The 26,661-nt window shown below is 72.6% G+C and carries 20 protein-coding genes and 1 pseudogene; 11 read left to right on the forward strand and 10 right to left on the reverse strand.

The genetic code is table 11. The features are described 5' to 3' along the window. The first annotated feature begins 6 nt into the window (after positions 1-6). Positions 7-2,943, forward strand: coding sequence for an AfsR/SARP family transcriptional regulator (locus ACZ37P_RS35165; protein WP_467350501.1), 2,937 nt, complete (start codon positions 7-9; stop codon positions 2,941-2,943). Positions 2,944-2,962: 19 nt separating this feature from the next. Here ACZ37P_RS35165 and ACZ37P_RS35170 read toward each other — a convergent pair. From ACZ37P_RS35170 to ACZ37P_RS35200, 7 genes and pseudogenes are all read right to left on the reverse strand, one after another. Further along, positions 2,963-3,397 (reverse strand): annotated as a pseudogene (locus ACZ37P_RS35170) (helix-turn-helix transcriptional regulator); the annotation flags it as partial. A 46-nt stretch (positions 3,398-3,443) separates the two neighbouring features. Continuing rightward, a complete protein-coding gene (locus ACZ37P_RS35175; protein ID WP_401307989.1) occupies positions 3,444-4,169 on the reverse strand; it encodes a hypothetical protein in 726 nt (241 codons plus the stop codon). Beyond that, entirely contained in the window at positions 4,166-4,894 is a 729-nt protein-coding gene (locus ACZ37P_RS35180; protein ID WP_401719906.1) for a hypothetical protein, read from the reverse strand. Before ACZ37P_RS35180 ends, ACZ37P_RS35175 begins: the two co-directional genes overlap by 4 nt. A 14-nt stretch (positions 4,895-4,908) precedes the next feature. Next, positions 4,909-6,339, reverse strand: a complete 1,431-nt coding sequence (locus tag ACZ37P_RS35185) for a DUF308 domain-containing protein (protein ID WP_467350502.1) — start codon at positions 6,337-6,339, stop codon at positions 4,909-4,911. A 122-nt stretch (positions 6,340-6,461) separates the two neighbouring features. After that, complete coding sequence (locus ACZ37P_RS35190; RefSeq protein WP_355335544.1) at positions 6,462-6,740, reverse strand: hypothetical protein; 279 nt, start codon at positions 6,738-6,740, stop codon at positions 6,462-6,464. Further along, positions 6,740-11,161, reverse strand: a complete 4,422-nt coding sequence (locus ACZ37P_RS35195; RefSeq protein ID WP_467350504.1) for an FtsK/SpoIIIE domain-containing protein — start codon at positions 11,159-11,161, stop codon at positions 6,740-6,742. Before ACZ37P_RS35195 ends, ACZ37P_RS35190 begins: the two co-directional genes overlap by 1 nt. A gap of 77 nt (positions 11,162-11,238) precedes the next feature. Continuing rightward, complete coding sequence (locus ACZ37P_RS35200; RefSeq protein ID WP_188285763.1) at positions 11,239-11,538, reverse strand: WXG100 family type VII secretion target; 300 nt, start codon at positions 11,536-11,538, stop codon at positions 11,239-11,241. 437 nt (positions 11,539-11,975) lie between these two features. On the opposite strand from ACZ37P_RS35200, the gene ACZ37P_RS35205 reads away from it, so the two are divergent. From ACZ37P_RS35205 to ACZ37P_RS35230, 6 genes are all read left to right on the forward strand, one after another. Next, the gene (locus ACZ37P_RS35205; protein ID WP_467350506.1) at positions 11,976-13,397 is read left to right on the forward strand and encodes a ricin-type beta-trefoil lectin domain protein; all 1,422 of its coding nucleotides are present in this window, start codon (positions 11,976-11,978) and stop codon (positions 13,395-13,397) included. A 179-nt stretch (positions 13,398-13,576) separates the two neighbouring features. Continuing rightward, the gene (locus ACZ37P_RS35210) at positions 13,577-14,548 is read left to right on the forward strand and encodes an aldo/keto reductase (protein ID WP_467350508.1); all 972 of its coding nucleotides are present in this window, start codon (positions 13,577-13,579) and stop codon (positions 14,546-14,548) included. A 205-nt stretch (positions 14,549-14,753) separates the two neighbouring features. Beyond that, entirely contained in the window at positions 14,754-16,568 is a 1,815-nt protein-coding gene (locus ACZ37P_RS35215) for an APC family permease (RefSeq protein ID WP_467350510.1), read from the forward strand. A gap of 105 nt (positions 16,569-16,673) precedes the next feature. Beyond that, positions 16,674-17,825 (forward strand): cation diffusion facilitator family transporter, encoded by a 1,152-nt coding sequence (locus ACZ37P_RS35220; protein WP_467350512.1) that lies wholly within the window; start codon positions 16,674-16,676, stop codon positions 17,823-17,825. A 193-nt stretch (positions 17,826-18,018) separates the two neighbouring features. Beyond that, complete coding sequence (locus ACZ37P_RS35225; protein WP_467350565.1) at positions 18,019-18,417, forward strand: DUF779 domain-containing protein; 399 nt, start codon at positions 18,019-18,021, stop codon at positions 18,415-18,417. Between the two features lie 168 nt (positions 18,418-18,585). After that, the gene (locus ACZ37P_RS35230) at positions 18,586-19,398 is read left to right on the forward strand and encodes an SAM-dependent methyltransferase (RefSeq protein ID WP_355335559.1); all 813 of its coding nucleotides are present in this window, start codon (positions 18,586-18,588) and stop codon (positions 19,396-19,398) included. Between the two features lie 75 nt (positions 19,399-19,473). On the opposite strand, the gene ACZ37P_RS35235 is transcribed toward ACZ37P_RS35230, so the two are convergent. Together ACZ37P_RS35235 and ACZ37P_RS35240 are read right to left on the reverse strand one after the other, a co-directional pair. Next, positions 19,474-20,376, reverse strand: a complete 903-nt coding sequence (locus ACZ37P_RS35235) for a helix-turn-helix domain-containing protein (RefSeq protein WP_355335562.1) — start codon at positions 20,374-20,376, stop codon at positions 19,474-19,476. A 162-nt stretch (positions 20,377-20,538) separates the two neighbouring features. Continuing rightward, a complete protein-coding gene (locus tag ACZ37P_RS35240) occupies positions 20,539-20,775 on the reverse strand; it encodes a DUF397 domain-containing protein (protein ID WP_467350514.1) in 237 nt (78 codons plus the stop codon). A 372-nt stretch (positions 20,776-21,147) separates the two neighbouring features. Between ACZ37P_RS35240 and ACZ37P_RS35245 the strand changes: the two genes are divergently transcribed. From ACZ37P_RS35245 to ACZ37P_RS35260, 4 genes are all read left to right on the forward strand, one after another. After that, on the forward strand, positions 21,148-23,217 hold the full coding sequence (locus ACZ37P_RS35245) for a GTP-binding protein (RefSeq protein WP_467350516.1): 2,070 nt from the start codon (positions 21,148-21,150) through the stop codon (positions 23,215-23,217). A gap of 259 nt (positions 23,218-23,476) precedes the next feature. Continuing rightward, positions 23,477-24,331 (forward strand): LmeA family phospholipid-binding protein, encoded by an 855-nt coding sequence (locus tag ACZ37P_RS35250; RefSeq protein ID WP_467350518.1) that lies wholly within the window; start codon positions 23,477-23,479, stop codon positions 24,329-24,331. 133 nt (positions 24,332-24,464) lie between these two features. Next, positions 24,465-25,118 carry a DinB family protein gene (locus tag ACZ37P_RS35255; protein ID WP_401308015.1) on the forward strand — a complete coding sequence of 218 codons (654 nt, stop codon included), beginning with the start codon at positions 24,465-24,467 and terminating at the stop codon, positions 25,116-25,118. Between the two features lie 97 nt (positions 25,119-25,215). After that, positions 25,216-25,710: a DUF1269 domain-containing protein gene (locus ACZ37P_RS35260; protein ID WP_401308018.1), complete on the forward strand. Its 495-nt coding sequence runs from the start codon at positions 25,216-25,218 to the stop codon at positions 25,708-25,710. A 27-nt stretch (positions 25,711-25,737) separates the two neighbouring features. Here ACZ37P_RS35260 and ligD read toward each other — a convergent pair whose 3' ends face one another. Then, positions 25,738-26,628 (reverse strand): non-homologous end-joining DNA ligase, encoded by an 891-nt coding sequence (ligD, locus tag ACZ37P_RS35265; RefSeq protein ID WP_355335577.1) that lies wholly within the window; start codon positions 26,626-26,628, stop codon positions 25,738-25,740. Positions 26,629-26,661 lie beyond the last annotated feature (33 nt).

Below are 26,661 nucleotides of genomic sequence, written 5' to 3' on the forward strand. Positions count from 1 at the left end.
TCCGTGATGGACAACGGTCGTCTGAGGGTTGAGACGCTCGGGCCGCTGCGCGCGTACGCGGCGGGACGGGAACTCGCTCTCGGCCCGCCGAAGCAGCGCGCGGTCTTCGCCGTCCTCGCGCTGAGCGGCAACGCGGTCGTCTCGCGCGACCGTCTGATCGACGGGGTGTGGGGCGAGTCGCCCCCGACCACGGCCGTCGGCAGCCTGCACACCTACGTGTCCGGTCTGCGCCGGGCGCTGGACGGTCTCGGTGAGCCGCTGACGAGTTCGGCGGCGGGTTACTCGCTGCTGCTCGACCCCGACGGCCTCGACGTCACGGTGGCCGGGCGGCTGGCGGCGCGGGCCAGGTCCCTGGCCGCCGGGCGGGAACCGGCCGCCGCGGTCACCGTCTTCGAGGAGGCGCTGGCCCTGTGGCGCTCGGGCACGGCGCTCGGCGGTCTGCCGGGACCGTTCGGCGCGGAGCACCGCGCCTGGGCGGCCGACCTTCGGTTACGGCTGGTGGTGGAGCACGCCGAACTGCTCCTGGAACTGGCCCAACCCGCCGCCGCGGCCGACCGGTTGGCGCTCCACGTGGCCGACCATCCCTACGACGAGCGCCTGCGCGCCCTGCTGATCACGGCCCTGAGCCGCAGCGGCAGGACCGCCGACGCGCTCGCCCGCTATCACGATCTGCGCAAGCTCCTCGCCGAGGATCTGGGCATCGACCCGTCGGCCGAACTGCGGGCGCTGTACGCGTCGTTGCTGGCCGACAGCGCCGGTGCGGACACCGCGCCCGCCGCCCCCGCTGCCGCCGCGGCCCCGGTGCGCCCCGCGCAACTGCCGCGCGAGGTCGCCGACTTCATCGGCCGGGAGGACGCGGTGCGCCGGGTGCTGGACGCGGCGCGGGACGCCGCGCCCGACGGCGGGGGCGAGGCCGCGCCGCCGCGGATCGTGATGGTCGTCGGGGTCGGGGGCGTGGGCAAGACCGCGCTGGCGGTGCGGTGCGCCCACCTGCTGGCCGACGCGTACCCGGACGGCCAGTTGTATGTGAACCTGCGCGGCTTCGACCCCAAGCGCCCGGCCCGCTCCCCCGCCGACGCCCTGCACCACCTACTCGCCTCCTCGCACGCGGGGACGGTCCCGACCGACCAGGAGGAGCGGGTCGCGCTGTGGCGCAGCATCGTCCGGGACAAGCGCATGCTCATCGTGCTGGACAACGCCGAGTCGGCCGACCAGGTCGAGGACCTGCTGCCGGGCGACGGCCCCTCCTTCGTCGTCGTGACCAGCCGCAACCGGCTCAGCGGCCTCGCGGTGCGGTACTCGGCGCACCGCGAGACGCTCTCCCCGCTCACCGCCGACGAGTCGCTGAGCATGCTGCGCACCTCGATCGGGGACGCGCGGGTCGGCGCCGAACTGCCCGCGGCCCGGCGGCTGGCCGAGCTGTGCGACCGCCTGCCGCTGGCCCTGCGGATCGCCTCGGAGCAGGTGACCTCCGGTTCGTCCCAGGTGCGGATCGCCGACCTGGCGGCCGAGTTGGAGGACGTGCGGTACCGGCTCGACGCGCTCCAGATCCCGGACGACGAGCTGTACTCGGTGCGCGGCGTGCTCTCCTGGTCCTACGCCCGGCTGGACGCGCGGGCGGCGCACGCCTTCCGCACACTGGGGCTGTTCCCCGGGGTGAGCATCCGCGCGGAGGCGGCCACCGCGCTGCTGGACGTCCCGGCGCCGGTGGCCGCCGCCGCGCTGCGCAATCTCGCCGCGCAGCACCTGATGGAGACCACCGGCAACGGCTACTGGATGCACGACCTGACCCGTATCTACGCCGAGGAGGTCTCCGGCGACGGCGAGAGCGCCGAGTCCCGCAAGGGGGCGCTGCGCAGGGTGCTGCACTGGTATGTGCGGACCCTCACGCAGGACTACAAGTCCAACGCGGTCAAACTCCCCTTCACCCTCGACCCGGTGGCCCCGCACGCGCCGCTGCGCTTCGCGGACCAGAAGGAGTTGGTGACCTGGTGCGTGCAGGAGTGGGACAACATCTCCCCGCTCCTGCGCACCGCGCAGCGCATCGGCTGCCACGACGAGGCGTGGCAGTTGGCCTATCTGCTCTTCGACTACTTCTACGCGGCCGGGCAGACCAAGGACTGGGTCGAGGTGCTGCGGCTCGGGGTGCGCAGCACCGAGATGGTCGAGGACCGGCGGGCCCAGGCGGTGCTGCTCAACCATCTGGGCGTGGCCTACTCCCGGTTGGGGGACAACGAGGCCGCGGTGCACGAACAGCGGCGCGGTCTGCGGCTGTTGGAGGACCTGGGCGACGACGTCCTGCGCACCAGCCTGCTGGGGAATCTGGCGTCCACGCTCCGTGAGGCCAAGGAGTACCGGGCCGCGCTGTCCTACGCCAGTCAGGCCCTGGACCTGGCCCGCCACAGCGGCCACGAGTACTACGAGGCGGGCTGCCTGGACGTGCTGTGCGAACTCCACGCCGAGCTGGGCGAGTTCGAGGACTCGCTCTGGTACGGCACCTTCGGCCTCGCGGTGTCACGGCGCTGCGGGAACGTCCTGCTGGAGGCCAACATCCTGATCAATCTGGGCGGCGCCGAGTACGGGCTCGCCCACGACGAGAAGGCGCTGCGGTACTTCCAGGAGGCGTTGACGCTGTGCGAGTCGAGCGGCGACCACTACCACGAGGCGCTGACGCTGTTCGGTCTCGCCAAGGTGAAGCGGGCCAGGGCGGAACCGGACTCCGCCCGCGCCCTCGCGGACCGGGCGCTGTCGCGCCTGAGGGAGCTGGGCGCGGAGGAGGTCGGCGACGTCACGGAGTTCCTGCGCGCTCTGGACGCGGGACCGCAGGAAGCTCCGGCCGAGCAGCCAGGACCGCGCGCCGGTCGGTACCGTCCCACGGTCCGCGCTGTCCCCGCTGCCAGATCAGCACCGCCTCGACCCGGCTCTCGGCACCCAGCGACCTGAAGATCCGGTTGATGTGGTTCTTCACAGTCTTCTCGCTCACGTGCAGGCGCGCGGCGATCTCGGCGTTGCGCGCGCCTCGGGAGACCAGGGCCATCACTTCGTGCTGACGGCGGGACAGGGCCGGGGCCGGGTCCTCGGGGGCGGTGTCCTCGGGGGCCGCGGGCGCGTGCGGCCGTACCTCCAGGGCCGGTTGCCCCGCAGGCGGCAGGCTCTCCACCGCGACCGCGCTCAGCCGGTACTCCGCGCACAGCCGGCGCGGGTCCTGCCCAACCTGAGGGACCGCGGGCGCGGCGGCGGGGGCGACGGCGACCTCGACGTAGGGCATCCGCAGGAATTCCACGTCGAGATTCTTACGGGCGAAGACCTGGCGGATCTGGGCGAGGATGTCCGGGCTCACGATGGCGATCCGCACCCGGGTCGGGCTGATCGGCGCGGAAGTGGCGACGACTGTCATACGACCAGCGTGGCCGGGGCCGCTTCATACTTTCTTCGCGTTCGGTTCACGCGCCGGAGGCGTCGGCCGACGGCTCGCTCCGCGCGGAGGCCGACGAGCCGGTCGGCTGCTGATCCGGTGCGGGCCGGTCCATCTCGGCCAGTTGGGCCAGCACCTCGTCCTGGGTGGGGACGTCGACGCGGTTCGCCCAGCGCAGAGTCGTGACGATCATGTCGAAGAGCAGCACGACGGCCTGTACGGGTTCCGCGTCGATGTCGCCGTCGGTCAGCACGGTGAAGGTCAGCAGCCCCCAGGTGCCGGGCGCGTCGGGGTTCGAGACGTAGTACGAGACCCGCCAGGACGGCGCCTTGCGGCCGACCCGGCTGCTGTCCACCACCGAGGCGACCCGTACCGCCGGGGCTCCGCCGATCTCCAGATAGGTGCCGTCGGCCCCGGCGTCGGCGAGGAGGGAGGCCAGCAGCTTCTCCGGGTCCTCGGTCTCGTCCTGGCTCTCCAGGACCGTCACCAGCATCGATCCGGGCAGCCGGACGCCGCTGAACTCCTGGAGCGGGAGCAGCACCGAGCGGGCGTTCTGCCGCGCGGCCTCCTCCGTCGCCTCCGTCAGCTCCCTGCGCAGCATCCGCCGCCACGGGCCCGCCGAGTCGCGCGGCAGCGAGTCCGGCACATGGTGGCGGATCACCGCGTCGACGGTCCTGCGGCGCAGCGCGGTCGTGTCGGGCGTGGTCGGAATCTGCACCCAGCCGTCGGGCAGGACGAGTTCGAAGTCGATCACCGCTGGCTCCCCTCGGTGGTGGTGGCGAACCCGAGCCTGGCCGGGCCCCCGTCGGCCGGGGGCGCGCAGTCGTGGGCGATCTGCTGCATCAACTGCTCCACGCCCGCGCTGATCAGCGCCATCAGCCCCATCTCGAAGACGACCGTGGTCAGGACGACGTCGGAGCTGACGCTCGCGGCGCCGCCGACCGGCGGCACGTCCAGGCGCATCGCGGCTTCGGCGCGTCCGAACGCCGCGCCCTCCGGGGTCCGTCCGAGGGCGAAGACCTGCACTCCGTCGCCGATCGGGGTCGTCACGTAGTCGATCGTCGGCTGCCGGGCGTCGCCGTCGCGGCCGGAGGCACCGACGACCTCCATCAGGTAGTTGGGGTCCTCCTCCCGGGGGCGGCGGAATTCCACCACCACCGGGACCGGCGCCCAGCGCGCGCTGCCCTGCACGAACGCCGCGCCCCAGGCGAGCCGGGACCACGCGGGCAGTTGGCCCGCCCGGTGCAGCAGCCATGCGGCGGCGCCCTGCCCCACCATGTCGGACGTGAAGGGGAATTCGACGCCCGCCTCGGCGGGCCAGGCCAGCCGCGCCGCGTCCAGGCCCTCGGACGTCCAGTCGGCGAACAGCGCCACGATGTGCGCGGTCCAGGCCGCGTACTCCTCGTCGTCCGGCCGGACGTCGGGCACCCATTCCCAGTGCCAGGGCAGTCCGTCCGGCGCGGCCAGGTCGTCGCTCATGTCGTCTCCCCTGGTCATGAGGCGGCCACACCGGGCGGGTTGACCGCGGGAATCCAGCCGACCAGGCGTCCGCCGGTGTAGATCAGACCGCCCATGCCGAAGGCGCCGTTGAGGCCGCCCCAGACGTACCAGAGCGGGGAGATCTTGCCGCCGATGGCCGCCATGACGGCCGACAGGTCGCGGAAGCCGCTCAGACCGCCGATGACACCCGCCCAGTCCTTGGCGAAGTTCAGCGGATCGGTGAACAGCTTTCCCCACATCGCGCCGGCGCCCTTGAACTGAAGTCCCGCCGACTCCCAGAAGCCCAATTCGGGGGTGATGGCCCCGAATTTGCCCAACAGCCAGTTGGTGGCGGGGTTGTTGAACCAGTCCGACATGTTCGTCCAGCCGGTGGCCGGGTTGATCGGCATGACGAAGTCGCCGGGCACGGTGTTCACCCCGCCGATCACGCTCGGCCCGGTGCGGGTGCCCGCGCCCGCCGCGGGCCCCATCGGGGTCAGCTCGATCGGCGCGCCCGGGCCCCAGTGCAGTTGCGGGGGGTTGGTCGTCACCGGGCGGGGCCGGCCGGCCAGCTGGCCGAGCGTCTTGGCCGCGTTGGCCAGGCCCTTGGCGGCCAGCGAGGCGATGGCGCCGATGCCCGCGAGGCCGAGACCGACCGCCCCGAGGATCACGTCGACCAGGCTGCCCTTGCCGTGCGCGTACAGCACGATGTTGGCGACCAGGGTGATCGCGCCTGCCACCACTCCGGCGATGATCAGCGCGTTCACGCCGGGGATGAGGATCGCGAGGACTCCGAGGATCATGCCGATGATGGCGAAGATCTGGCTGATCTTGGCCATGACGGCGTCGAGCTTGTCCTTCCAGGAGTCGGTCAGGCCGTCGTCGTACTTCTTGCAGTTGACCGCGTCGCCGAAGCGCTTGCCCGCGACGTTCAGCGCGTCCATCGCGTTGGTCAGCCGCGTCTTGGCCGCCGCCAGCTTCCCGTCCGCGTCGGCGTTCGCCTTGTCCTTGTCGGAGCCCTTCTGCTGCTCCTCGGGGGTGGTGGTGCCGTCCGGCTGCTTCTGCGGGTCGGGCATGGCGTGCGCCTTGGTCTGGTCGTTCTTGGCCTCTTCGGCGTCGGTGCGCGCGGCGGCCGTCTCGTTCAGCCCCTGTTCGAGGTCGGGCTCGTACTTCTTGATCTCCGCGGCGACGTCGTGGTAGCGCACCGCGGCCTTGGTGAGGCTGCCCTTGACGCTGGTCGCCTCGGACCTCAGGCCCTCCACGTACTGGCCCGCCAGGCTGTCGCTGTCGGTGTCGACGATCCGCTGGAGCTTGGTGATCGCGTCGTCGATGGTGTCGGCGATGTGCTGGTAGCGCGTCTGCGCGCCGCTCACCACGTCGAGGTCGGTGTGGATCGGGTCCGAGTGCCGGTCCAGTGGCGACCAGTCGAGGTTTCTGATGGACATGCGGTTCTCCTTGTAACGCTCGTCAGCCGTCCTGGCGCTCAGCCGTAAACCCAGCCGTGGGCCCGGCCCTGGACCCAGTCGCGGGCCCCGCCGTGGAACCAGCCGTGGACCCAGTCATCGGCTCAGCCGTCCTCGAACGAGTCCAGCAACTGCTGGTCCGCCTGCGCCCACGCCTCGTCGACCTTGTTGACCTTGTCGCGCAGGCTCTTCATGGACTTGACCATCGCGTCACGGTGCACGGTCCAGTTGTCGGCGAAGTCGCCCATCGACAGGTTGGCGTTGAGCTGACCCCACAGGCCCTTGTCGTCGTTCTGGAAGTCCAGCGCTCCCTCGAACTGACCGATCAGCTCGCTGAGGTCGCTCGCGAGGCTCTGGAGGTCCTTCACCACAAGGTCCGCCATCACTGCTCCCTGTTGTCGTGTGCGGAGTTGTCGCGTGCGGGCTCGCCGACGGTCGGCGGCAGCGGGATCTGGGCGGGCAGCAGGCTGCCGCTGCCCAGGTGCACCAGGGCGGAGCCCGGTACGACCCTGGCGGCGAGCTGGGAGCGGGACAGCCGCACCCCCACCAGGTCGCCGTCGTTCAAGGTGGGCGGCGACAGCAGGACGCCGCGCCGGTTGCGCTTGACCTCGGACTGCCAGCCGGAGAAGCCCATCGCCACCGAGGCGACGTCCCCGCCGAGGACCACGCCCCGCCTGCTTCCCGACGCCTTCTTCACGAACGCCTTCAGCCAGTCGCGGCACGGCAGGTCGCGCCAGGTCTCGGCGTCGTCGACCACGAGGACGACGGGCCCGTCACCGGGGTTCAGCAGATCGGAGAACTGCTGCTCGGTGGGGGCGTCCGCGGTGATGACACCGCGCACCCCGGTCCTGCCCTCGAAGGCCCGCAGCGGTGAGTTCATGGGTGCGCCGATGACGATCTCGACGCCGCCGCGCAGCAGCGACTCGGTCATGACGGTCAGCGCGGTGCTCCGCCCCGACCTGGACGGTCCCGCGACCAGGAAGGTCGGCTGATCGCCCATCAGGTCGGCGCCGACGGGTTCGAGGTCGTCGCCCGCGACGCCCACCAGGGCCCACATGGGCTTCGGCGTCTCCTCCACCATCTCCCACGCCTGGTCGAAGGAGAGCTGGGTGGGCAGCACCGCGATCCGGTTGGGGCGGGCCGATTTGGGGACTCCGGCCTCGCGCTCGGTGAGCCGGGCCGCCAGCGCGTGCACGGCGGCGGCCTGCGCGGGGCCCGCCGGGTCGTCCGCCACCAGCCCGACCTGGGTCTCGATCGCGCTGGGCGCGCGGTAGCCGCGGCCCGGCGGCAGATTCTCCGGGATCTTCCGCGAGTTCAGCCCCGCCAGGCCCATGTCGCTGCGGTCGGAGAGCCGCAGCACCAGCTTGTCGTCGCACAGCGAACTCATCCGGCCGCTCAGCAGCATGTGGTCGCCCGCGATGACCAGGTGCACCCCGGCGCTCGCGCCTTCCCGGTGCAGGGTCTGGATCAGATTGGTCAGCGACCCGCTGTCGTACTCGCTGAGGGTGCCCATGAACCCCTCCCAGCGGTCGAGCAGCAGCACGATGTGCGGCAGCCGTTCGGCCTCGGGCCGGGCCGCGCGCTGCTCGGTCACATCGGCGAACCCGCCCTCGCCGAGGAGTCGTTGACGGTTCTGCACCTCGGCGTGCAGCCGCCTGAGCAGCCGGGCGGCGCGGTCGGTCTCCGAGCGCTGCACCACCGCGCCGCAGTGCGGCAGCCGGGTGAGCGGCAGCAGGGCGCCGTTGCCGCAGTCGAGCCCGTACAGGTGCAGGTCGGCGACGGTGGACTGGCTGGCCGCCGCGGCGGCGAAGGTGCGCAGCGCCATGGAGCGGCCCGAGCGGGGCGCGCCGACGATGTGCAGGTGGCCGAAGGTGGCCAGGTCCACCGTCACCGTCTCCTGGCGCTGCCGCATCGGCAGGTCCTGGATGGCCCACGAGAAGGACGGGTCCTGCCGGGAGCCGCGGACCGGGTCGGCCGTCAGGTCGACCACCGCGGACAGCGGCAGCGGCGGCAGCCACGGGCGGCGCTGCGCGGCGATGCCCAGCATGGCGTTGGCCTGGCCGATGGCCGACACCAGGACGGACAGGTCGGTCACCTCGTCGGTCTCGGCGACGGTGCGCGGGCGCTGGGGCGCGGGCAGGCCGAGGTCGAGCCAGGAGACCGGGCGCAGGAAGGGCGCGGCCGTCGCGGCGGTCCTGTCGGCCATGGGACGGCGGCCCCCGACCCGGCCGGTCTGGAACGGGATCAGCGAGCTGTGCCCGAGCCGCGCGTACGCCCGTCCGGGCGTGGCCGTCGTGATGGCCGCGGCCTCCCGGGCGTCGATGACGTCGGTGCTCTCCCCCGCGTCGGTCACCCGCAGGGCGACCCGCAGGTTGGTGTTGGCGCGGATCTCCGCCGACACCACGCCGGACGGGCGCTGCGTCGCCAGGATCAGGTGGATGCCGAGGGAGCGCCCGCGCTGGGCGATGTTGACCAGGCCGGTGACGAAGTCGGGCAGTTCACGCGCCATCGAGGCGAACTCGTCGATGACGATGACCAGTCGGGGAATGGGGGGCAGTTCCGGCCTGCGGCCCGCGTAATCGAGGTAGTCCTCCAGGTCCTTGGCGCCCGCCGCCGCCAACTGGTGCTCGCGGTGGGTGAGTTCGGCGCTCAGCGAGGTCAGGGCCCGCTCGACGAGGTGCGGGTCGAGGTCGGTCACCAGGCCGACGGTGTGGGGCAGGTCGACGCAGTCCTTGAACGCGGCGCCGCCCTTGTAGTCGACCAGGACGAAGGTCATGGCGTCCGGGCGGTTGGCGACGGCCAGCGAGGCCACCAGGCTCTGCAGGAACTCGGACTTGCCCGAGCCCGTGGTGCCCGCCACGAGTCCGTGCGGGCCGTGGTTGACCAGGTCCAGGGCGAACGGCCCGTTGAGCGAGTAGCCGACGACGGCCTTGGTGCCACGGCCGGAGGAACGCCAGCGGGCGGCGATCGCCGCGGGGGTCGGCTCTTCGAGGCCCAGGATCTCCAGCAGCCGCGCGGAGGCGGGCAGGGCGGCGTCGCCCTGGTTCTCGCTGACGTCGCGCAGCGGCGCCAGTCTGCGTCCGGCCGAGGCGTACCAGCTCTCCGGGACCTCGTCGGAGACGATGCCGTCGACCTGCGCGGCGCGCTGTCTGCGCAGGGTGGCCGGCCGCGAGCCGCCGCCGATGACGACGGTCGCGCACTCCTCGGGCAGTGTCCGCTCGTCGGCGTCCACGCAGATGCTGTAGACGCCGACCGCGGGGCCTTCCTGGAGGATCGCCACCACTCCGGGCAGCGCCCGCAGCCGCCGGGCGCCGTCCATCAGCACGACGACGTCGGGGTCCGCGAAAGCGGCGCCGACCCCGGCGTTGAGCCGGGCCTGCTGGCGTACGTGGATGAGTTCGCTCAGTTCCGCGACCCGGCGGCCGAGGGTCTCGGCGTCGGCGCCCATCAGGGACAGGGCCTGCTGGCCCAGCAGCGGCCGGGAGTGCGGCAGCCAGGCGGCCCACTCCCACAGCGACTCGCCCGCCGGGTCGGTCAGGATGTACAACTGCACGTCGCGGGGGCTCTGGAGGACGGCGAGCTGTCCGGTCAGCCAGCGCGCCATGTGCCGCGGCCAGCCCTCGGGTCCCACGACGCCGACGACTCCGGCCTCCGCGATGGAGAAGGCGGCCGGTACGTCGGGGGCCGCGCGCAGGTCCCGGCCGCGCCGCGTGCCGTCGCCCTGCTCGACGGCGATGGCCGTGGGCAGGTCGGCGATGCCCACCCTGACCAGCAGGTGGTCGGGGTCGGTGCGGCGGCGTTCCCAGAGCCGGGACCGCGGGCCGGTGGCGATGACGAGCAGCTCGGCGGGGTCGGGGCTCGCGGCGCGGCGGTCGCGGCGCTCCTGTTCGAGCGCCGTCGCGATCTCGGCCTCGGTCGCCTCCAACTGGGCTCCGTACTCGGCCACTTGGCGGCGGTGGCTGATCCGGCCCTGCCGCCGTCCGGTGAACCAGCTCCCGAGCATCATGACCGGCGACATCGCCGCCATCATCAGGAACATCGGGTTGTGGAACATCACCGCGATGAGGCTGCCGAGGACGGCGGGCAGGGCCGCGGTCAGCCACGGCAGCGCGTTCAGGGAGGGCGGCCTGGGCTGGGACGGCAGCCGGAACACGGTGTGCTGCACGGGAGGAAGCAGCCGGGGAGGGCGGTTGTAGTCGAGGTACTCGCCGTCGGGCGAGGGCTCGACGACCGCGTCGGGGCGCAGCAGGGGGTGCGCCTCCAGGAAGGTCTCGCCGACCAGGAGTTGGGCCGTCTCGGGCCAGGTCACGTCGTGGTCGGGCAGGGCGACGCGGTCGAGCAGCGCGGAGTGCCCGACGGCGCGCACCCGTACCGAGGCGTCGAGGGAGATCCGGACGACGGCGGCCACCGGCGGCCCGCCGCCCACGTCGACCTGGCAGTCGGCGCCCGATCCGACGCGGTACTCGCCCGCGCCGAGGAACCAGATCCGTCCCGCGCCCGCGCCCGCGACGGCCCGGACGGTCACCAGGCCGACGGGCGGGGTCTCCGCGGGTCCGGGCCGGTCGAGCCAGAGCACGGTGCCGTCGTGGATGCCGCTGCCGGCCAGGGGCAGCGAGAGGTCGAGCGGCTGGTCGGCGAGGTAGACCGCCGCCTCCGCCGGGCCACCGAGCGCCGGGGGCCGCGACCCGTCGAGACTGTCCAGCAGATTCTTGACGACATCGCGGAGCGGGGTGGTGGGATCGGCGTCCACCGCGACGTCGGCCGACCAGTCGGGGGATCGGGCGATGGTGATCATCATGGGCATGGTTCCCCCCTCGTGGATCGGACGCCCGCACGCCCGGCGCGGGGTGCGGGCGGCGCCGGTGGACCGGCCGCGGCCCGCTACTTCTGGTTGAGCGAGCTGGCGAGCTGGGTGTCCATGTCCTGCATCGCGTCCACGGCCTTGTCGAGCCACTGCGACAACTGGTCCAGCGTCTCCATGGCCTGGTTGGCCGACGTGACGAATTCGGTGTGCACCTCGTCGAACCTGCCGGACGCCTGGTCGGTGACGAACCCCGAGCCGGTGAGGTTGTCGACGATGTTCTTGCACTCGGTGAGCTTCTGGTCGATGTCGGCCTTGTTGTTGCGCATCTTGCTCGCGCTGTCCGACATCTCCTGATACGTGATGTTCAGATTCGTCATCGTGCGTCCCTTCTGACGTTGCCGGGCTTGCCGGTACGCGGCGGCACGCCGGGCCCGGACGCGGTCGATGCTAGGAACGGCTCCGATGCCTGGTCCAGGGCTCGCGGGCGACCTTGGGCCCCTGGGCCCAAGGGGGCGCCGCCGCCCCGCGCCCGGCGTTGACACCCCCGTGGCGGGCTACCACCGTTCACAGGACACAGCGTGCGCGGCACACCGCGGGCGCGGCGCGACCGTCCCTGTGACGACGTGAGTGAACGTGCTGACGGCGTGGGCGGACGCGAGTGAAGACGTGAGTGAAGGAGACACAGGTGACACCCCCGTCCCGATCCGCCGATCGCCTTCCTCGCCGCACCGACTGGAGCGCCCGGCTGCGCCGGTCGCGAAGGTCCGGGCAGCGACCGGGTTCGGCGCCGCGTGCCGATCACGGTCTGTGGACCGTGGACCGGGTCATCCGCGTCCTGGCCACCGCCTGCGACCGCGAGAACCGTGCCGTTCCGGTGGCCCATGTGGTGGTCGTCGGGCCCGAGACCGTCTGGTTCCACCTCAGGACGCCCGATCAGCGGCCACCGGCCGGGTGGACCGCGGACCAGGATGGGCGGACCTGGCACGCCCAGTTGCGCTGGCTCCAGAGCGCGAGCGTGGCGGAGTCGCTGCCGGAGCCGTATCCGCGGCTGGTCCCGCTCGGCAACACCGGCAAGGGCTTCGTGCTGCTCAACCTCGGCGAGGTCGGCGGGCTCATCGGTCTGGAGGGCGACGCCCGGCAGGCGCGGGCCCTGGCCCACGACTGGGCCCGCGAACTGGCCGCCAGCCCCTGGTCCCGCGAGGTGCGCGTGGTCCGCGTCGGCTTCAAACCGGTCCCCGGCGCGGGGGCGCCGGCCGAGCCGCAGGACCCGGCCGACACCGACGCGGCGCTGGAGGACGAGGCGGGCGGGGTGCTGCTGCTGGGCGGCTCGCCCGGCGGCCGGGACCGCGAACGCTTCCAGCGGCTGGCCGACGACCCGGACGGCCGGTGGACGGTCGTCGTCGTCGGCCGCACCGATCAGCCCCGCTGGCGCTTCACCATCGACTCGGCCGGCGTCGTGGACACCGGGCTGCTGGACGAGCGGGTCGCGCACCGGCTCGACCCGGACGCGGAGTTGCCCCCGCCCCGGGAAGGCGACGACATTCCCGTCGGCCGCACGGCCGGGAGGCCCGCCGAGCCCGGCCCGCGGACCAAACCCGTCGTCACCCGGGGCCGGGTCGTCGTCGCGTCGGTCGCCGTGCTCTGCCTCGCGGGGGTCGGGCTCGGGCTCGCGCTGCACGGCTCCTCCTCGCCCTCGACCACGGTCGCGCACGCCTCCGACACCACGACGGCGCCCGCGCCGACCACGGCCGGTCCGTCGCCGTCGGCGGCCTCGCCGTCCGGTGCCGCGCCGGGCTCGGCGCCGCCCGCGTCCGAACCGCCCGCGTCCGCGCCGGCCTCGGGACCGGCGTCGGCGGCCAACGCGCCGAAGCCGCCGGGGGCTCCGCTGAAGAACGCGGCGACCGGCACGTGCCTCACCGCGGGCGCGGGTACGGACGGCACCCCGCTGGCGCTCGCGGCGTGCGACGACAGCCTCGTCCAGCGGTGGCACATCAGCCCCGACGGGACCATCCGCGCCAACGACCTGTGCATGGACGCCGCCTGGGGCGGGACCGCCCCCGGCACGGTCGTCCAGGTCGCGAATTGCAGCGGCAACGTCGCGCAGAAGTTCTCGCTGCGCGGCAGCACCGTCTACTCCGCTCACGCGGCCCTGTGCCTGAGCGAGGTCGACAACGGCACCGGCGTCCGTCTGGCCCCCTGCGGCGCGGGCGGCCCCGAAGCCTTCAAACGGCCCTGACCCGAACCTCGGCCCCTCTCCGACGCCCGGCCGCCGCGATGGCCGGACGGCGGACAGGGGCCCTGTCACACCCCCGCTGTCGGCCCTCCGCCTGTCCCGGCCTGTCGTCGGCGGGCGGGAAGAGGCAGGCTTGGCCGGACAGGACAAGATCGCCGCCGTCCGCCAGGAGAGAAGAAGCGATGAAGCACATCACCCTGCGTGACCTGGACGTTGCCCGGATCGGCCTGGGCGCGATGGGCATGTCCCACGCCTACACCGGCGCGGGAACCGACGACACGGAGTCGATCCGTACACTGCACCGCGCCCTGGAACTGGGCGTCACGTTCATCGACACCGCCGAGGTCTACGGCCCCTACACCAACGAAACGCTCGTCGGCCGCGCGCTGAGGGGCCGCCGCGACGAGGTCGTGCTGGCCACGAAGTTCGGGCTGATCTCGCACACCGGCCGCCAAGGCGCGGACAGCACTCCCGCGAACATCCGCGCCTCCGTCGAGGGCTCGCTGACCCGGCTGGGCACCGACCGCATCGACCTGTACTACCAGCACCGGGTCGACCCCGGCACCCCGATCGAGGACACCGTCGGGGCGCTCGCCGAACTGGTCGCCGAGGGCAAGATCCGGCACATCGGCCTGTCCGAGGCCGGCCCGGAGACCATCCGCCGCGCCCACGCCGTCCACCCGGTCACGGCCGTCCAGTCGGAGTACTCCCTGTTCACCCGCGACCCCGAGGCGCGCGTGCTGCCGGTGCTGCGCGAGCTGAACATCGGCTTCGTGCCCTTCTCACCCCTCGGGCGCGGCTTCCTGACCGGCGCGATCCGCTCCACCGACCAGTTCGACGCCGACGACTTCCGGGCTGACAACCCCCGGTTCACGAAGGAGAACTTCCAGCACAATCTGCGGCTGGCCGACGAGGTCGCCGCCGTCGGCGCCGAGATCGACGCCACCCCGGCGCAGGTCGCGCTGGCCTGGCTGCTGGCCCAGGGCGACGACATCGCTCCCATCCCCGGCACCCGGCGCGTCACCCGCGTCGAGGAGAATTCCGCCGCCGACGCCGTCCGGCTCAGCACGGAACAGCTCGACAGGCTCAGCAGCCTCCCCCCGGCCGCGGGAGACACCCACAACGAGGCCCAGATGCGCATGATGGAGCGCTGACCCCCGCCGCCGCACGACTGACGGGCCGCACGGGAGCGAGCGACACCCGGCAGGGGAGGCGACACCCGGCCGGGGTGCGACGGCCGCGCGGGGGTCCACGGCCGGGCGGGGGTCCACGGCCGCGCCTCAGCCGTCCTCCGGTGACGGTCCGTCAGACTGGGCATGACGCGTCCCCGCGTGTCGTCCCCTGCACCCCGAGGTACCGATGACCTTCGGTCTGGCCCGCCGCGAACTGCGGCCGAGAGTCCCCCTGCGGCCGGGCGAGGGGGACAAGCAGCACCTGACCAGCATCGAAGGGCTGGCGGCACTGTCGCTGGACGCGCTCAGCTCGGTCGCGTACGGCCCCGAGGCGATCGTGCTGGTCCTGATCGCCGCCGGTTCCGGGGCGCTCAGCGCGACACTGCCGGTGACGCTGGTGATCGCCGGGCTGCTCGCGGTGCTGGTGGTCTCGTACGGGCAGGTCATCGCCGTGCACCCGGACGGCGGCGGCGCGTACGCGGTGGCGAAGAAGGACCTGGGACAGGGCATCAGTCTGCTCGCCGCCGCGAGCCTCGTCGTCGACTACGTGCTCACCGTCGCCGTCAGCCTCGCCGCGGGCGCCGCGAGCCTCGCCTCCTCCTACCCCTCCCTCGCGCCGCATCTGCTGCCGGTGTGTCTGCTCGGGCTCGCCGTGCTCACGGCCGTGAATCTGCGGGGTGTGGCCGAGAGCGCCCGGGTGCTGATGCTGCCGACGGCGCTGTTCATCGCGAGCGTCCTCGGGATCATCGTCTTCGGCCTGGTGCGCTCGCACCCCGTGGCCGTCGTCGGCACTCCCCAACCCGTCCACATCACCGAGTCGTTGGGGCTGCTGCTGCTCCTGAAGGCGTTCTCGGCCGGCTGCTCCTCGCTGACCGGCGTGGAGGCCATCGCCAACGGGGTGCCCGCATTCCGCGACCCGCGGGTCAGGCGGGCGCAGCGCACCGAGCTGATGCTGGGCGGCCTGCTCGCCCTGATGCTGGTCGGGCTCGCGGTGCTGATCCGCCGCGACCATGTGGCGCCGCGCGGCGACGTGACCGTCCTGGCGCAGCTCACCGCGGGCTCGTTCGGGACCGGCTGGCCGTACGACGCGACGAATCTCGTCGTCACCCTGGCACTGGCGCTGGCCGCCAACACCAGCTTCGGCGGGCTGCCGGTCCTGATGAGCCTGCTGGCCCGCGACCACCGGCTGCCCCACCTGTTCGGTCTGCGCACGGAGCGCCCGGTGTACCGCTGGGGGGTGGGCGCCCTCGCGCTGCTCGCCGCGCTGCTGCTGATCGCCGTGGACGCCGACACCCACCGCATGCTGCCGCTGTTCGCGATCGGCGTGTTCATCGGCTTCACCATCAGCCAGATCGGCCTCGTTCGGCACTGGCGCGGGGAGCGTCCCCGCGGCTGGCGCCAGCGCGCGACGCTCAACGGCTTCGGCGCGGTGCTGACGGCGATCGCCGCCGTCGTCCTGCTGGCCGACAAATTCCTCGCCGGGGCCTGGGTGGTGGTGGTCACCGTGCCGCTGCTAATGCTGCTGTTCGCCCGTATCCAGCGCTACTACACCGAGGTCGGGAAGGAGTTGGGGCTCGGTGAGGTCCCGGCGCCGGTCCAGCGCACCGTGTCCCTGGTGATCGTGCCGGTCGGCGAGGTCAGCAGGCTCACCCAGCAGGCGCTGACGGCGGCCCTCAACCTCGGCACCGCCGTCGTCGCCGTCGCCGTGCAGGGCGACCCCGACAAGGCCCGCGCCCTGCGGGAGAGTTGGGACCGCTGGAATCCGGGCGTACGGCTGGACATCGTGGAGAGCCCGCACCGTTCGCTGGTGCAGCCGATCGTCTCCTACGTCGAGCGCGAGGTGGCCAAGGGGCAGCACGTCTCCGTCCTCATCCCCGAGGTGGTGCCGCGCCACCGGCGCTACCAGATCCTCCAGAATCAGCGGGGCCTGCTGCTGGCCTCCGCGCTCAGAGCCCGTACCGACGTCGTGGTGTGCACGATTCCGTACCGGCTGAGCCTGTGAGCGGCCCCTGTCGCCCAGCCGGGGCTGTTGCGAGGGCATCGCAGCTGGTCACAGGTGGTATTTCGGGAGTGGCCGCAAGGGGTTCGGTGTGCCACGGTGTCCGACATGGCGGGGACTGAGCACACCCACGGCGAGGCGCACGGCGCCGGTCACCCACACGACCACGACCATGCCGACGACCACGACCACGGCCACGGCCCTGACCGGGCGCACGGCCACGCACACGCGACGGGCGGTCGTACGCGCCCCGGATCGCGGCTGCGGCACCGGCTCGGACATCTCCTGCGGCCCCATTCGCACGAGGCGGCGGACAGCGTGGACGCGGCGCTGGAGTCGTCGGCGCGCGGGATGCGGGCGCTGTGGGTGTCGCTCGCGGTGCTGGGCGCGACCGCGCTCGTCCAGGCGCTGATCGTCGCGGTGTCCGGGTCGGTGGCGCTGCTGGGCGACACCGTGCACAATGCGGCGGACGCGCTGACGGCGGTGCCGTTGGGCATCGCCTTCGTCCTCGGGCGCCGGGCCGCCAACCGCCGCTATACGTACGGCTACGGGCGGGCCGAGGATCTGGCCGGGGTCGCCGTCCTGCTGGCCATCGCCGCGTCGAGCGCCTTCGCGGCCTGGACGGCGGTGGACCGGCTGCTCGATCCGCGTACGGTCACCCACCTGTGGGCGGTGTCCGGTGCGGCGCTGGCCGGATGCGTGGGCAACGAGTGGGTGGCCGGATACCGGATCCGCGTCGGGCGCGACATCGGCTCCGCGGCCCTGGTCGCCGACGGCCTGCACGCCCGTACCGACGGCTTCGCCTCCCTCGCGGTCCTGCTGGGCGCCGCCGGTACGGCCCTGGGGTGGCGCCTCGCGGACCCGGTCGCGGGGCTGCTGATCACCGTGGCGATCCTGGCGGTGCTGCGGGACGCGGCGCGCGGGGTGTTCCGGCGGCTGATGGACGCCGTCGACCCCGAGCTGGTCGACCGGGCCGAGCGGGCGCTCGGCGCGGTGCCGGGGGTGGAGGGGGTCGGGCCGGTCAGGATGCGGTGGATCGGGCACGCGCTGCGGGCCGAGGCCGCGGTCGTGGTCGACCCCGGCATCAGCGTCGTCGCGGCGCACGCCGTCGCCGTGCGGGCCGAGCACGCGCTGCTGCACGCCGTGCCGCGGCTGCGGGCCGCGACCGTCCACATCGACCACGCACCGGCCGGTGCCCACGCCCACGTCCACGGCGCCGGGGACCCGCACGCGCTCCTCGCCCACCACCAGCCCGTCTGACGCCCGACGCCGGGCGCGGTCCCGTCCCTGGACGAAAGCCGTCGCGGGCGGGAGGCTGGTACGAGAACGCCGACGCATCCGGCGGTCGGCGGATGGGAGCCCCGTGATGGACGCCACCAGGTCCGATACCGCACGGTCCAACACGGCCTTGCCCGGCCCCGCCTCGCCCGGACGTCCCGTGGGGCGCGTCGAAATGACCCCGGCCGCCGAAGCGATGGTCGACCAACTGGCCCGGCAGCACGGCCCCCTGATGTTCCATCAGTCCGGCGGCTGCTGCGACGGCAGCTCACCGATGTGCTACCCGCGCGGTGAGTTCCGGGTGGGCGGCGCGGACGTCCTGCTCGGCCGGGTCGCCGGGGACACCCCGTTCTGGATGAGCGCGAGCCAGTACGCGTACTGGAGCCACACCCACCTCACCGTGGACGTCGTGCCCGGCCGCGGCAGCGGCTTCTCGCTTGAGGCCCCCGAGGGCGTCCGCTTCCTCCTGCGCTCCCGGCTGATGACGGACGAGGAGGTCGAGCGGATGGAGGCCGAGCCGCCGCTGCCCACCGGGAACACCGTGGATGCCGAGGACACCGAGACCGCGGGCTAGGACCGGCGCGGCCCCGGAACCGGGCCGGGCCCGAAGACGGCCGGACCGGAGCCGGGCCGCGCGTCCGGCACAACCTCCTGGTCTGCGCTCTCGACCGGACGATCACGTCTCCCTAGGATGGAAGTCGTCACCGCAGCTTTCGATCAACGAACCACCGTGAGGGGCCCGATGGAGCACCGGGACGCACCGCTTTCCGACAAGATAGATGTGACGGTGCCCGCTGTGGCACGCATGTACGACTACTTGCTGGACGGGAAGGACAACTACCCGGCCGACCGCGAGGCCACGGAGCAATTACTCCTCCAGGTCCCCAGCATGAAGATCCTGGCCCTGAACAACCGTCAGTTCCTGCGCCGGGTGGTGCGCAGGCTCGCGGAGGACTACGGCATCAAGCAGTTCGTGGACCACGGCTCCGGTCTGCCGACGCAGGACAATGTGCACGAGATCGTGCAGCGCATCAACCCCGACGCCCGCGTGGTGTACGTCGACAACGACCCGATCGTGCTCGCCCACGGCCGCGCGCTGCTCCAGCAGAACGAGAACACCTCGGTGATCCAGGCGGACTTCCGCGACACCGAGAGCATCTGGCAGCACGAAGAACTGACGCGGCTGATAGACCTCAACGAGCCGGTCGCCGCGCTCTTCGTGTCGGTGCTGCACTGCATCCGCGACACCGACGACCCCGCGGGCGTCGTCCGGCGCGTCGCCGAAAAGCTGCCCAAGGGAAGCTTCCTGGTGGTCTGTCAGCTCGTCAGCGACGACCCCGAGACCCGCCGCTTCGTCACCGAGTTCATGGACCAGTCCACCGGCGGCCACTGGGGTGAGGTGCGCAAGCCCAGCGACCTCGCCGGTTTCCTCGAAGGCTACGAGATCATCGAGCCGGGCCTGGTGGAGGTCTCCACCTGGCGCCCCGACAGCGACCTCGGCCTCAAGCAGCCCAGCAAGGAATGGATCGAGTACGGCGGCGTGGCCCGCGTGTAGCAACGCCCACGGCAGAGCTTCGGCCCGCACCCCCGGCGAGGGGGATGCGGGCCGGCGTCGTTCTCGGGGGCCGCTCTACTTGTAGCGCTTCAGCGCCTCTTCCAGCAGCACGCGGCTCTCCACCGGCGTCGCCGCCAGCGCGCTCAACTCATCCAGCGCGGCACGGTACTTGTCCAGCTCTTCCAGCCGGTCCAGGTACATCGCGCTCGTCATGTGCTCCAGATAGACCACGTCGGGCAGGAAGCCCTGGGCGAACCGCAGATATGTGACCGCGGAACCGGGCGTCGCCGCCGCGCTCGCCGACCAGGAGGCGATCTGGAGCCGCACACCGGGCTGGCGCAGCACCACCAGCAGATACTCCAACTGCTCGCGCATCACCGCGGGGCCGCCGACCGGGCGGTGCAGCACGCCCTCGTCGATCAGGGCCCACAGCACGGGAGCGCCGGGCTCCGCCATCCTGCGCTGGCGTTCCAGCCGCAACTCCACGCGCCGCTCGACCTCTTCGGGCGAGGCGAGCCGGTGGCCGCTGCGCACGACCGCCTGCGCGTACGAGGGTGTCTGGAGCAGGCCGGGCACGAACTGCGTCTCGTACGTACGGATCACGTGGGCGTCGCGCTCCAGACCGATCAGGCCCTGGAGCCAGTCGGGAACGACCTCGCCGTACGGCTGCCACCATTCGGGCTTGGCCGAGCGCTGGACCAGGAAGGCGATCTCCGCCCGTTCCTGCTCCGCGACGCCGTAGAGCGCGAGGAGGTCGTCGACGTCCCTTAACTTGAGGGAGACGTGCGCCGTCTCCATGCGGCTGATCTTCGAGGCGTGGCCACGGATACGCTCTCCGGCCTGTGCCGGGCTGACCCCGGCGGCCTCGCGCAGGGCACGCAGATAGTTGCCGAGCACACGTGCCAACGCCTTGGCGCCCATGTCCGGGCGGCGCTCCAGCAGTTGCAGCGGTGATACGAGTTGCGGCTGAGCGGACATGCGGGCTCCCGGTAGAAACTGGACGCACGCCAGTATTGCACTGCGAGGCGCGCTGTCGCGCCCCTACCGGAGTCACGAATTCCCGACTTCACGCCGTCGCGCTCAGCCGTCAACTGTTCTTGTCGTCATTCACTCAGACGGACGCGCCTGAGCGTAACCGCCTCACGCGGTGAGGAAGTCGAAGTCCCCGTCCTTGGCGCCACCGATGAAGGCGACCATCTCGTCGCGCGTGTAGACGAGCGCGGGACCGTGCGGGTCACGGGAGTTGCGGAACGCAACGCCGCCATCAGGCAGTTTGGCCGCCTCGACGCAGTTGCCGCTCTGATTGCTCCGCCCGCTCTTGACCCACTCGACACCCGGGATCTCGTCCGCCCGCACTCCGTTGTCGAACCGCTTCATCCGGCACCACTCCTCTGTGAGTTGTACTCGATCGCTCGCAGTCACAAGCATGCCCGCGACCGCAACTGCGGATGCAATTCCAGATGCAATTGCATCCAAAGTCGTCCCGCTGATGATACTGACAACGGAGGTGTGATCGAGACTCCTGAGCCCCACCCGTACGTGAAGAAACGGCGAAGGCCGAGGCGCGGACGCCCTCGTACGCGGACAAAACCGGTTGTCCGTCGCGTACGGCTCTGCTGTACTCCCGACGACAGTCCAACGGCCCCCGTACGACCGGACCGGCCGACCGTACCCAGGAGATGATCATGCGCGGAACTTCAGTCCCCACCCAGACGGCAACTCCCACCGATCTAGAGGACTTGAAGCTTCTTGCGTACGTTGAACCTCGGCATCCTGGCGCACGTCGACGCCGGTAAGACCAGCCTGACCGAGCGGCTGCTGTTCGCCGCCGGAGTCATCGACGAGGTCGGCAGCGTCGACGACGGCAGCACGCGGACCGACACCCTGGCGCTGGAGCGCCGACGCGGCATCACCATCAAATCGGCCGTCGTCTCCTTCGAGGTCGACGACGTCACCGTCAATCTCATCGACACCCCCGGCCACCCGGACTTCATCGCCGAGGTGGAGCGCGTGCTGAGCGTGCTCGACGGCGCGGTGCTGGTGATCTCCGCGGTCGAGGGCGTGCAGGCGCAGACCCGCGTCCTGATGCGGACGCTGCGACGACTGCGCATCCCCGTCCTGATCTTCGTCAACAAGACCGACCGCCGCGGCGCCCGCTGCGACGAAGTGCTGCGGAGCGTCCGGGGCAAGCTCGCGCCAACGGCCTTCCCGATGGGCCGGGTTGAGCAATCCGGCACCCGGGGCGCGCGCAGCGTCCCGTTCACCGCCGCCGACCCGGACTTCGTCGCCGGTCTGGCCGGCCTGCTCGCCGAGCACGACGACGCGCTCCTCGCCGACTACGTGGCCGACGAGTCCGCGGTCGAGTACGGCCGGGTGCGCGCCGAGTTGGCGGCGCAGACCGCGCGCGGACAGGTGCATCCGGTCTTCTTCGGTTCCGCGATCACCGGCGCGGGCGTCGCCGCGCTGACGGCCGGTCTCACCGAACTGCTGCCCGCGGCGGCCGGTGACGCCCACGGCCCGGTCTCGGGGCGGGTGTTCAAGATCGAGCGCGGCCCGACCGGTGAACGGACCGCGTACGTACGGCTGTTCTCCGGGACGGTACGCACACGGGACCGGCTGCCGTTCGGCCCGGACTCCGCGGTGGGCAGCGAGAAGGGCCACGGGGACAACGGTGCCGAAGGGGCCGGGTCGGCCGGCGAGGCCAAGGTCACCGGCATCAGCGTCTTCGAGCGGGGCGCCGCCGTGCCCGCCGCGTCCGTCTCGGCCGGGCGGATCGCGCTGCTCAAGGGCCTGGCCGACATCAGGATCGGTGACACGGTCGGCGATCCGGGCGCCGCTCCCCCGGACGGCCGGCACTTCTCGCCGCCGACGCTGGAGACGGTGGTCGTCCCCACCCGCGCGGCCGACAGGGGGACGCTGCATGGGGCGCTCGCCCAACTCGCCGAGCAGGACCCGCTGATCAATCTGCGGCTGGACGGAGTGCGGCAGGAGATCTCGGTCTCGCTCTACGGCGAGGTGCAGAAGGAGGTCGTCCAGGCCACGCTGGCCGACGAGTTCGGGGTCGATGTCACCTTCCGCGAGACCACGACGATCTGCGTCGAGCGCGTGGTGGGCTCCGGGGAGGCCGTCGAGTTCAACAAGAAGGACGCCAATCCGTTCCTCGCGACGGTCGGGCTGCGCGTCGAGCCCGCGCCGCCGGGGTCAGGGGTGGCGTTCCGCCTCGGGGTCGAACTCGGCTCCATGCCCTACTCGTTCTTCAAGGCCGTCGAGGAGACCGTGCGCGAGACGCTGCGCCAGGGCGTCCACGGCTGGGAGGTGATCGACTGCGTCGTGACGATGACGCACTCCGGCTACTCGCCCCGGCAGAGCCACGCGCATGCCGTGTTCGACAAGAGCATGTCCAGTACGTCGGGCGACTTCCGCGATCTGACGCCGCTGGTGCTGATGGACGCGCTGCGCGGGGCCGGGACCAGGGTGCACGAGCCGATGCACCTCTTCCGGCTCGACATCCCCGCCGACACCTTCGGCGCGCTGCTGCCCGTCCTGTCCCGGCTGCGCGCCGTACCGCGCGCACCCGAGCCGCAGGGCGACTCGTACGTCCTGGAAGGCGTGGTCCCGGCCGCGCGGGTGCATGAACTGGAGCAGTCGTTGCCGACGCTCACGCACGGCGAGGGCGTCCTGGAGTCGGCCTTCGACCACTACGAGCCGGTGGTCGGCGCGGTGCCGGAGCGGCCCCGGACCGACCTCGACCCGCTGAACCGCAAGGACTACCTGTTGCAGGTGCGGCGCCGGGTGAGCGCGGGCCGGGAGGAGGCATGAGGCGTGTCCCCGGGCGCGGCGGGGCGCGGGACGGGTACGGCGGGCGGGTCATGACCGCGGGCGCGCTCGGGACGGCCCGGCAGGCGGCGCCGACGATTCGGGCGGGCCCGTAGGCTGAGTCCGGCGGAGCCGCCGACCGGCAGGCGCGGCACGGTGGATCGGCCACGGGTCCGGCCCGGCCGCCGCCCGCCCCGCACCCGCACCCGCACCCGCACCCGCACCCGCCGCCCCCGCACCATCGGATCGGACACCGCGCATCGTGAAGCCCCGCCCGGCACGTCGTACCGCCACGCCCGACCGCGCGTCGGCACGTCCGCCCGGCCGTACGGCGGCGGCCAGCGCGTCCGGCGCGGAGCCCGGCGGGGAATCCGGCGCCGGCCGGCGGTCGGCGCCGCGCCGCAGGCGGCTCGTCGTCACGGCCGTCGTGGCCGCGCTGCTCGCCGGCGCCGCGACCGCCGTCGACCTGGCCGTCGAGCACACCGCGCGCGGCCGTATCGCCGAGGCGGTGGCCTGCCGCCTGAAGCCTACGGGGCCGGTGACCGCCGAGCTGACCAGCGCCTTCGCCGGGCTCCGGGTGCTCACGGGGAATCTCGGCAGCGCGCACATCGCCGCCGACGGTGTGCGCAGGGGCGACACCGAGGTGAATGTGGCGGTCGACCTGCACGACGTGTCGACCGACGGCACGACCAGCGGCGGCACGGCGACCGCGACCATCGCCTACGCCGAGTTGCAGAAGCGGCTGGCCGCGCGGGACGGCAAGGTCGCGGGGCTGGCCGTGGGCGGCGACGGCGGCGGGCTCGTACTCACCGGCAGCATCGGCGGTCTGCGCCTGCCGATCACCGTGCACACCCGGGTCACGACCGGGAAGGGCGGTCTCACGGTCACCCCGACCACCGTCCGCGTGCTCGGCCGGGACGTCGCCGTCGCCGATCTGGCGTCGCTGCCCGGCGGCGGCGATCTGGCCGGGCGCCTGGGCCCGCGCACCGTGGCCCTCCCCGACCTGCCCGACGGCGTACGGCTGACCGGCGCGCGCACCGACGGTACGGGGCTCGCGCTCTCCCTGGAGCTCGCGCGGGGCGCGGCGGGCAAGGACAAGGACGCCGCCTGCGCGTGAGCGCCTCGGTGCTCGGTGCGCCAGCGCCTCGACGCCGGGCGGGACCGCGTCTCCGCGAGCCGCCCACGACACGTATCCGGCGCGCGGAAAATCCCTCGCGGGGCGGCCTGGTCCGCGCGGTACGGTGCCTGGCATGCCGGAAACCGCTGACCACACGACCGGGCCCGTCACGGCCGACGACCTCGACCGCTCCGTCCAGCTCGCCGTCGCCGCGCTGCGCGAGGCGCCCGCTTCGGCGTGGGAGGACCGCAAGGCCGGGTCGCTGGAGTGGGACTGCTGGGAGACGGTGGAGCACCTGGCCGACGACCTGTTCGCGTACGCGGCCCAACTGGGCCCGAGGCAGCCCCCGTTGAGCACGGACGTGCCCTTCTCCTGGTCGCCGCGCCGGCCGGGCGGCCCGCCCAACGCCATCCACGCGGACCGGAAGGCGGGCCCGGAGGGCCTGTTGCAGGTGCTGGAGGCGACCGGCGCGCTGCTGGTGGCCATGGCGCGTACGGCGTCGCCCGAGGTCCGCGCCCACCACAGCTACGGCGTCTCCGACCCCGAGGGCTTCGCCGCGATGGGCATCGTGGAGACCCTGGTCCACACCTACGACCTGGCGGCCGGGCTCGGCCTCGCCTGGAATCCGCCCGCCGATGTGTGCGCGAGGGCGCTGGCCCGGCTGTTCCCGCACGTCCCGCTGACCGCGGACCCCTGGTCCACCCTGCTGTGGGCCACCGGCCGGATCGACCTCCCCGACCACCCGCGCGTCACGTCCTGGCGCTGGTACGGCGCGCCCCGGCCGTAACCCGCCGCCCCGTACCCGGCGGCGCCTCTCCCCCTGCCCGAACCCCGAAACGGACATATCGTGCATCCTGTCGCCCCACGCCACTAGGAGGCCCGTGATGTCCGAACTCATCGTGATCGGTTACGAGGACCCGTCCGTCGCCAAAGACGCCTACACCGCCGTGCAGAATCTCCAGAACGACTACGTGGTCAATCTGACCGGTCTGGCCATCGTCTCGGTGGACGAGGAGGGCAAGACGCACGTCGACACCCCGAGCAAGATCGTCGGCGTGTCCGCCGCGTCGGGCGCGCTGTGGGGCATGGTCTTCGGCATCCTCTTCCTCGTCCCCGGCCTGGGCCTGCTCATGGGCGCCGCGATGGGCGGGCTGCTCGGCAAGCTGGGCAAGTCCGGGATCGACGACCAGTTCCGCGGCCAGGTGCAGGCGCTGCTCACGCCGGGCACGACCGCGGTCGTGATCATGGCCTCGAAGATCACCGAGGACAAGTTCGCCGACGCCATGCAGGCCTACGGCGGCACGCTGCTCAAGACCTCGCTCTCGGACGAGGACGAGGAGGAGCTGTCGGAGCACCTGGCGGGCGCCCAGCAGAAGTGACACCGCCCCGCGCGGCCCCGCCTCCGTTCAGTGCGGCGGCAGCGGGGCCGCGCGGGCGGGGTCGAGGAGCGGCGCGAGCAGGTCGCCCTCGACGCTGAGCCGCGCGGGCAGGTCGGCCAGGGTGAAGGTGAGGTCGTCCGGGGTGTGCGCGGCGGCGATCTCCGGCCAGGACAGCGGCGCGGAGACGGTCGGCGTCGGACGGGCGCGGACGGTGTACGGGGCCGCGGTGGTCTTGTTCCCCGAATTCTGCGACCAGTCGATGAAGACCCGGCCTGAGCGCGCGGCCTTCGTCATCCGGGAGATCACCCGGTCCGGGTGCCGGGCCTCCAGTTCCTGCGCGACCCGTTTGGCGTAGGCGGTCGCCGTCGCCGGGGTCGCGTCCCGCAGCGCGGCGAGCAGGTGCAGGCCCTTGGAGCCGCTGGTCTTGGCCCAGATCTCGATGCCGTCCTCCGCCAGCCGTTCCCTGAGCAGCAGTGCCACCCGGCAGCAGTCCACGACCGTGCAGCCGTCGCCGGGGTCGAGGTCGAGGACCAGCCGGTCGGCGACGCCGGGTTCGTCGGCGCGCCACTGCGGGGTGTGCAGTTCGACGCAGGCCAGATTGGCCGCCCACATCAGCGTCGGCAGGTCGTTGACCTGGACCTGCTCCATGAATTCGCCGCTGCGCCTGACAGACTGCGAGACGGTCACCCAGTCGGGCGTACCGGCGGGCGGCCGTTTCTGGAAGAAACGCTTGCCGTCCACACCGTCCGGGGTGCGGACGAAGCTGACGGGACGGCCGCTGACGTACGGCAGCAGGCCGGTGGCGACGCTCGCGTAGTAGTGCAGCAGCTCGCCCTTGGTGGTGCCGGTCTCCGGCCAGAGCACCCGTTCGAGGTGGCTGACCTTGATCCGACGACCCTCGACTTCCGTGATCGGCATATCATAAAGGTCCCATAGCCTGACAAAAAGGAC

It is taken from the genome of Streptomyces sp. NPDC024632, from assembly GCF_055559175.1.

What these genes read in the sequence shown, in the direction of transcription:
- ACZ37P_RS35165 (WP_467350501.1), top strand. Translation starts at nt 7, where the DNA reads ATGGACAACGGTCGTCTGAGGGTTGAGACGCTCGGGCCGCTGCGCGCG.
- ACZ37P_RS35180 (WP_401719906.1), bottom strand. Translation starts at nt 4,894, where the DNA reads ATGAGCGACGACCTGGCCGCGCCGGACGGACTGCCCTGGCACTGGGAA.
- ACZ37P_RS35185 (WP_467350502.1), bottom strand. Translation starts at nt 6,339, where the DNA reads ATGTCCATCAGAAACCTCGACTGGTCGCCACTGGACCGGCACTCGGAC.
- ACZ37P_RS35190 (WP_355335544.1), bottom strand. Translation starts at nt 6,740, where the DNA reads ATGGCGGACCTTGTGGTGAAGGACCTCCAGAGCCTCGCGAGCGACCTC.
- ACZ37P_RS35195 (WP_467350504.1), bottom strand. Translation starts at nt 11,161, where the DNA reads ATGCCCATGATGATCACCATCGCCCGATCCCCCGACTGGTCGGCCGAC.
- ACZ37P_RS35200 (WP_188285763.1), bottom strand. Translation starts at nt 11,538, where the DNA reads ATGACGAATCTGAACATCACGTATCAGGAGATGTCGGACAGCGCGAGC.
- ACZ37P_RS35210 (WP_467350508.1), top strand. Translation starts at nt 13,577, where the DNA reads ATGAAGCACATCACCCTGCGTGACCTGGACGTTGCCCGGATCGGCCTG.
- ACZ37P_RS35215 (WP_467350510.1), top strand. Translation starts at nt 14,754, where the DNA reads ATGACCTTCGGTCTGGCCCGCCGCGAACTGCGGCCGAGAGTCCCCCTG.
- ACZ37P_RS35220 (WP_467350512.1), top strand. Translation starts at nt 16,674, where the DNA reads ATGGCGGGGACTGAGCACACCCACGGCGAGGCGCACGGCGCCGGTCAC.
- ACZ37P_RS35225 (WP_467350565.1), top strand. Translation starts at nt 18,019, where the DNA reads ATGACCCCGGCCGCCGAAGCGATGGTCGACCAACTGGCCCGGCAGCAC.
- ACZ37P_RS35230 (WP_355335559.1), top strand. Translation starts at nt 18,586, where the DNA reads ATGGAGCACCGGGACGCACCGCTTTCCGACAAGATAGATGTGACGGTG.
- ACZ37P_RS35235 (WP_355335562.1), bottom strand. Translation starts at nt 20,376, where the DNA reads ATGTCCGCTCAGCCGCAACTCGTATCACCGCTGCAACTGCTGGAGCGC.
- ACZ37P_RS35240 (WP_467350514.1), bottom strand. Translation starts at nt 20,775, where the DNA reads ATGAAGCGGTTCGACAACGGAGTGCGGGCGGACGAGATCCCGGGTGTC.
- ACZ37P_RS35255 (WP_401308015.1), top strand. Translation starts at nt 24,465, where the DNA reads ATGCCGGAAACCGCTGACCACACGACCGGGCCCGTCACGGCCGACGAC.
- ACZ37P_RS35260 (WP_401308018.1), top strand. Translation starts at nt 25,216, where the DNA reads ATGTCCGAACTCATCGTGATCGGTTACGAGGACCCGTCCGTCGCCAAA.
- ligD (WP_355335577.1), bottom strand. Translation starts at nt 26,628, where the DNA reads ATGCCGATCACGGAAGTCGAGGGTCGTCGGATCAAGGTCAGCCACCTC.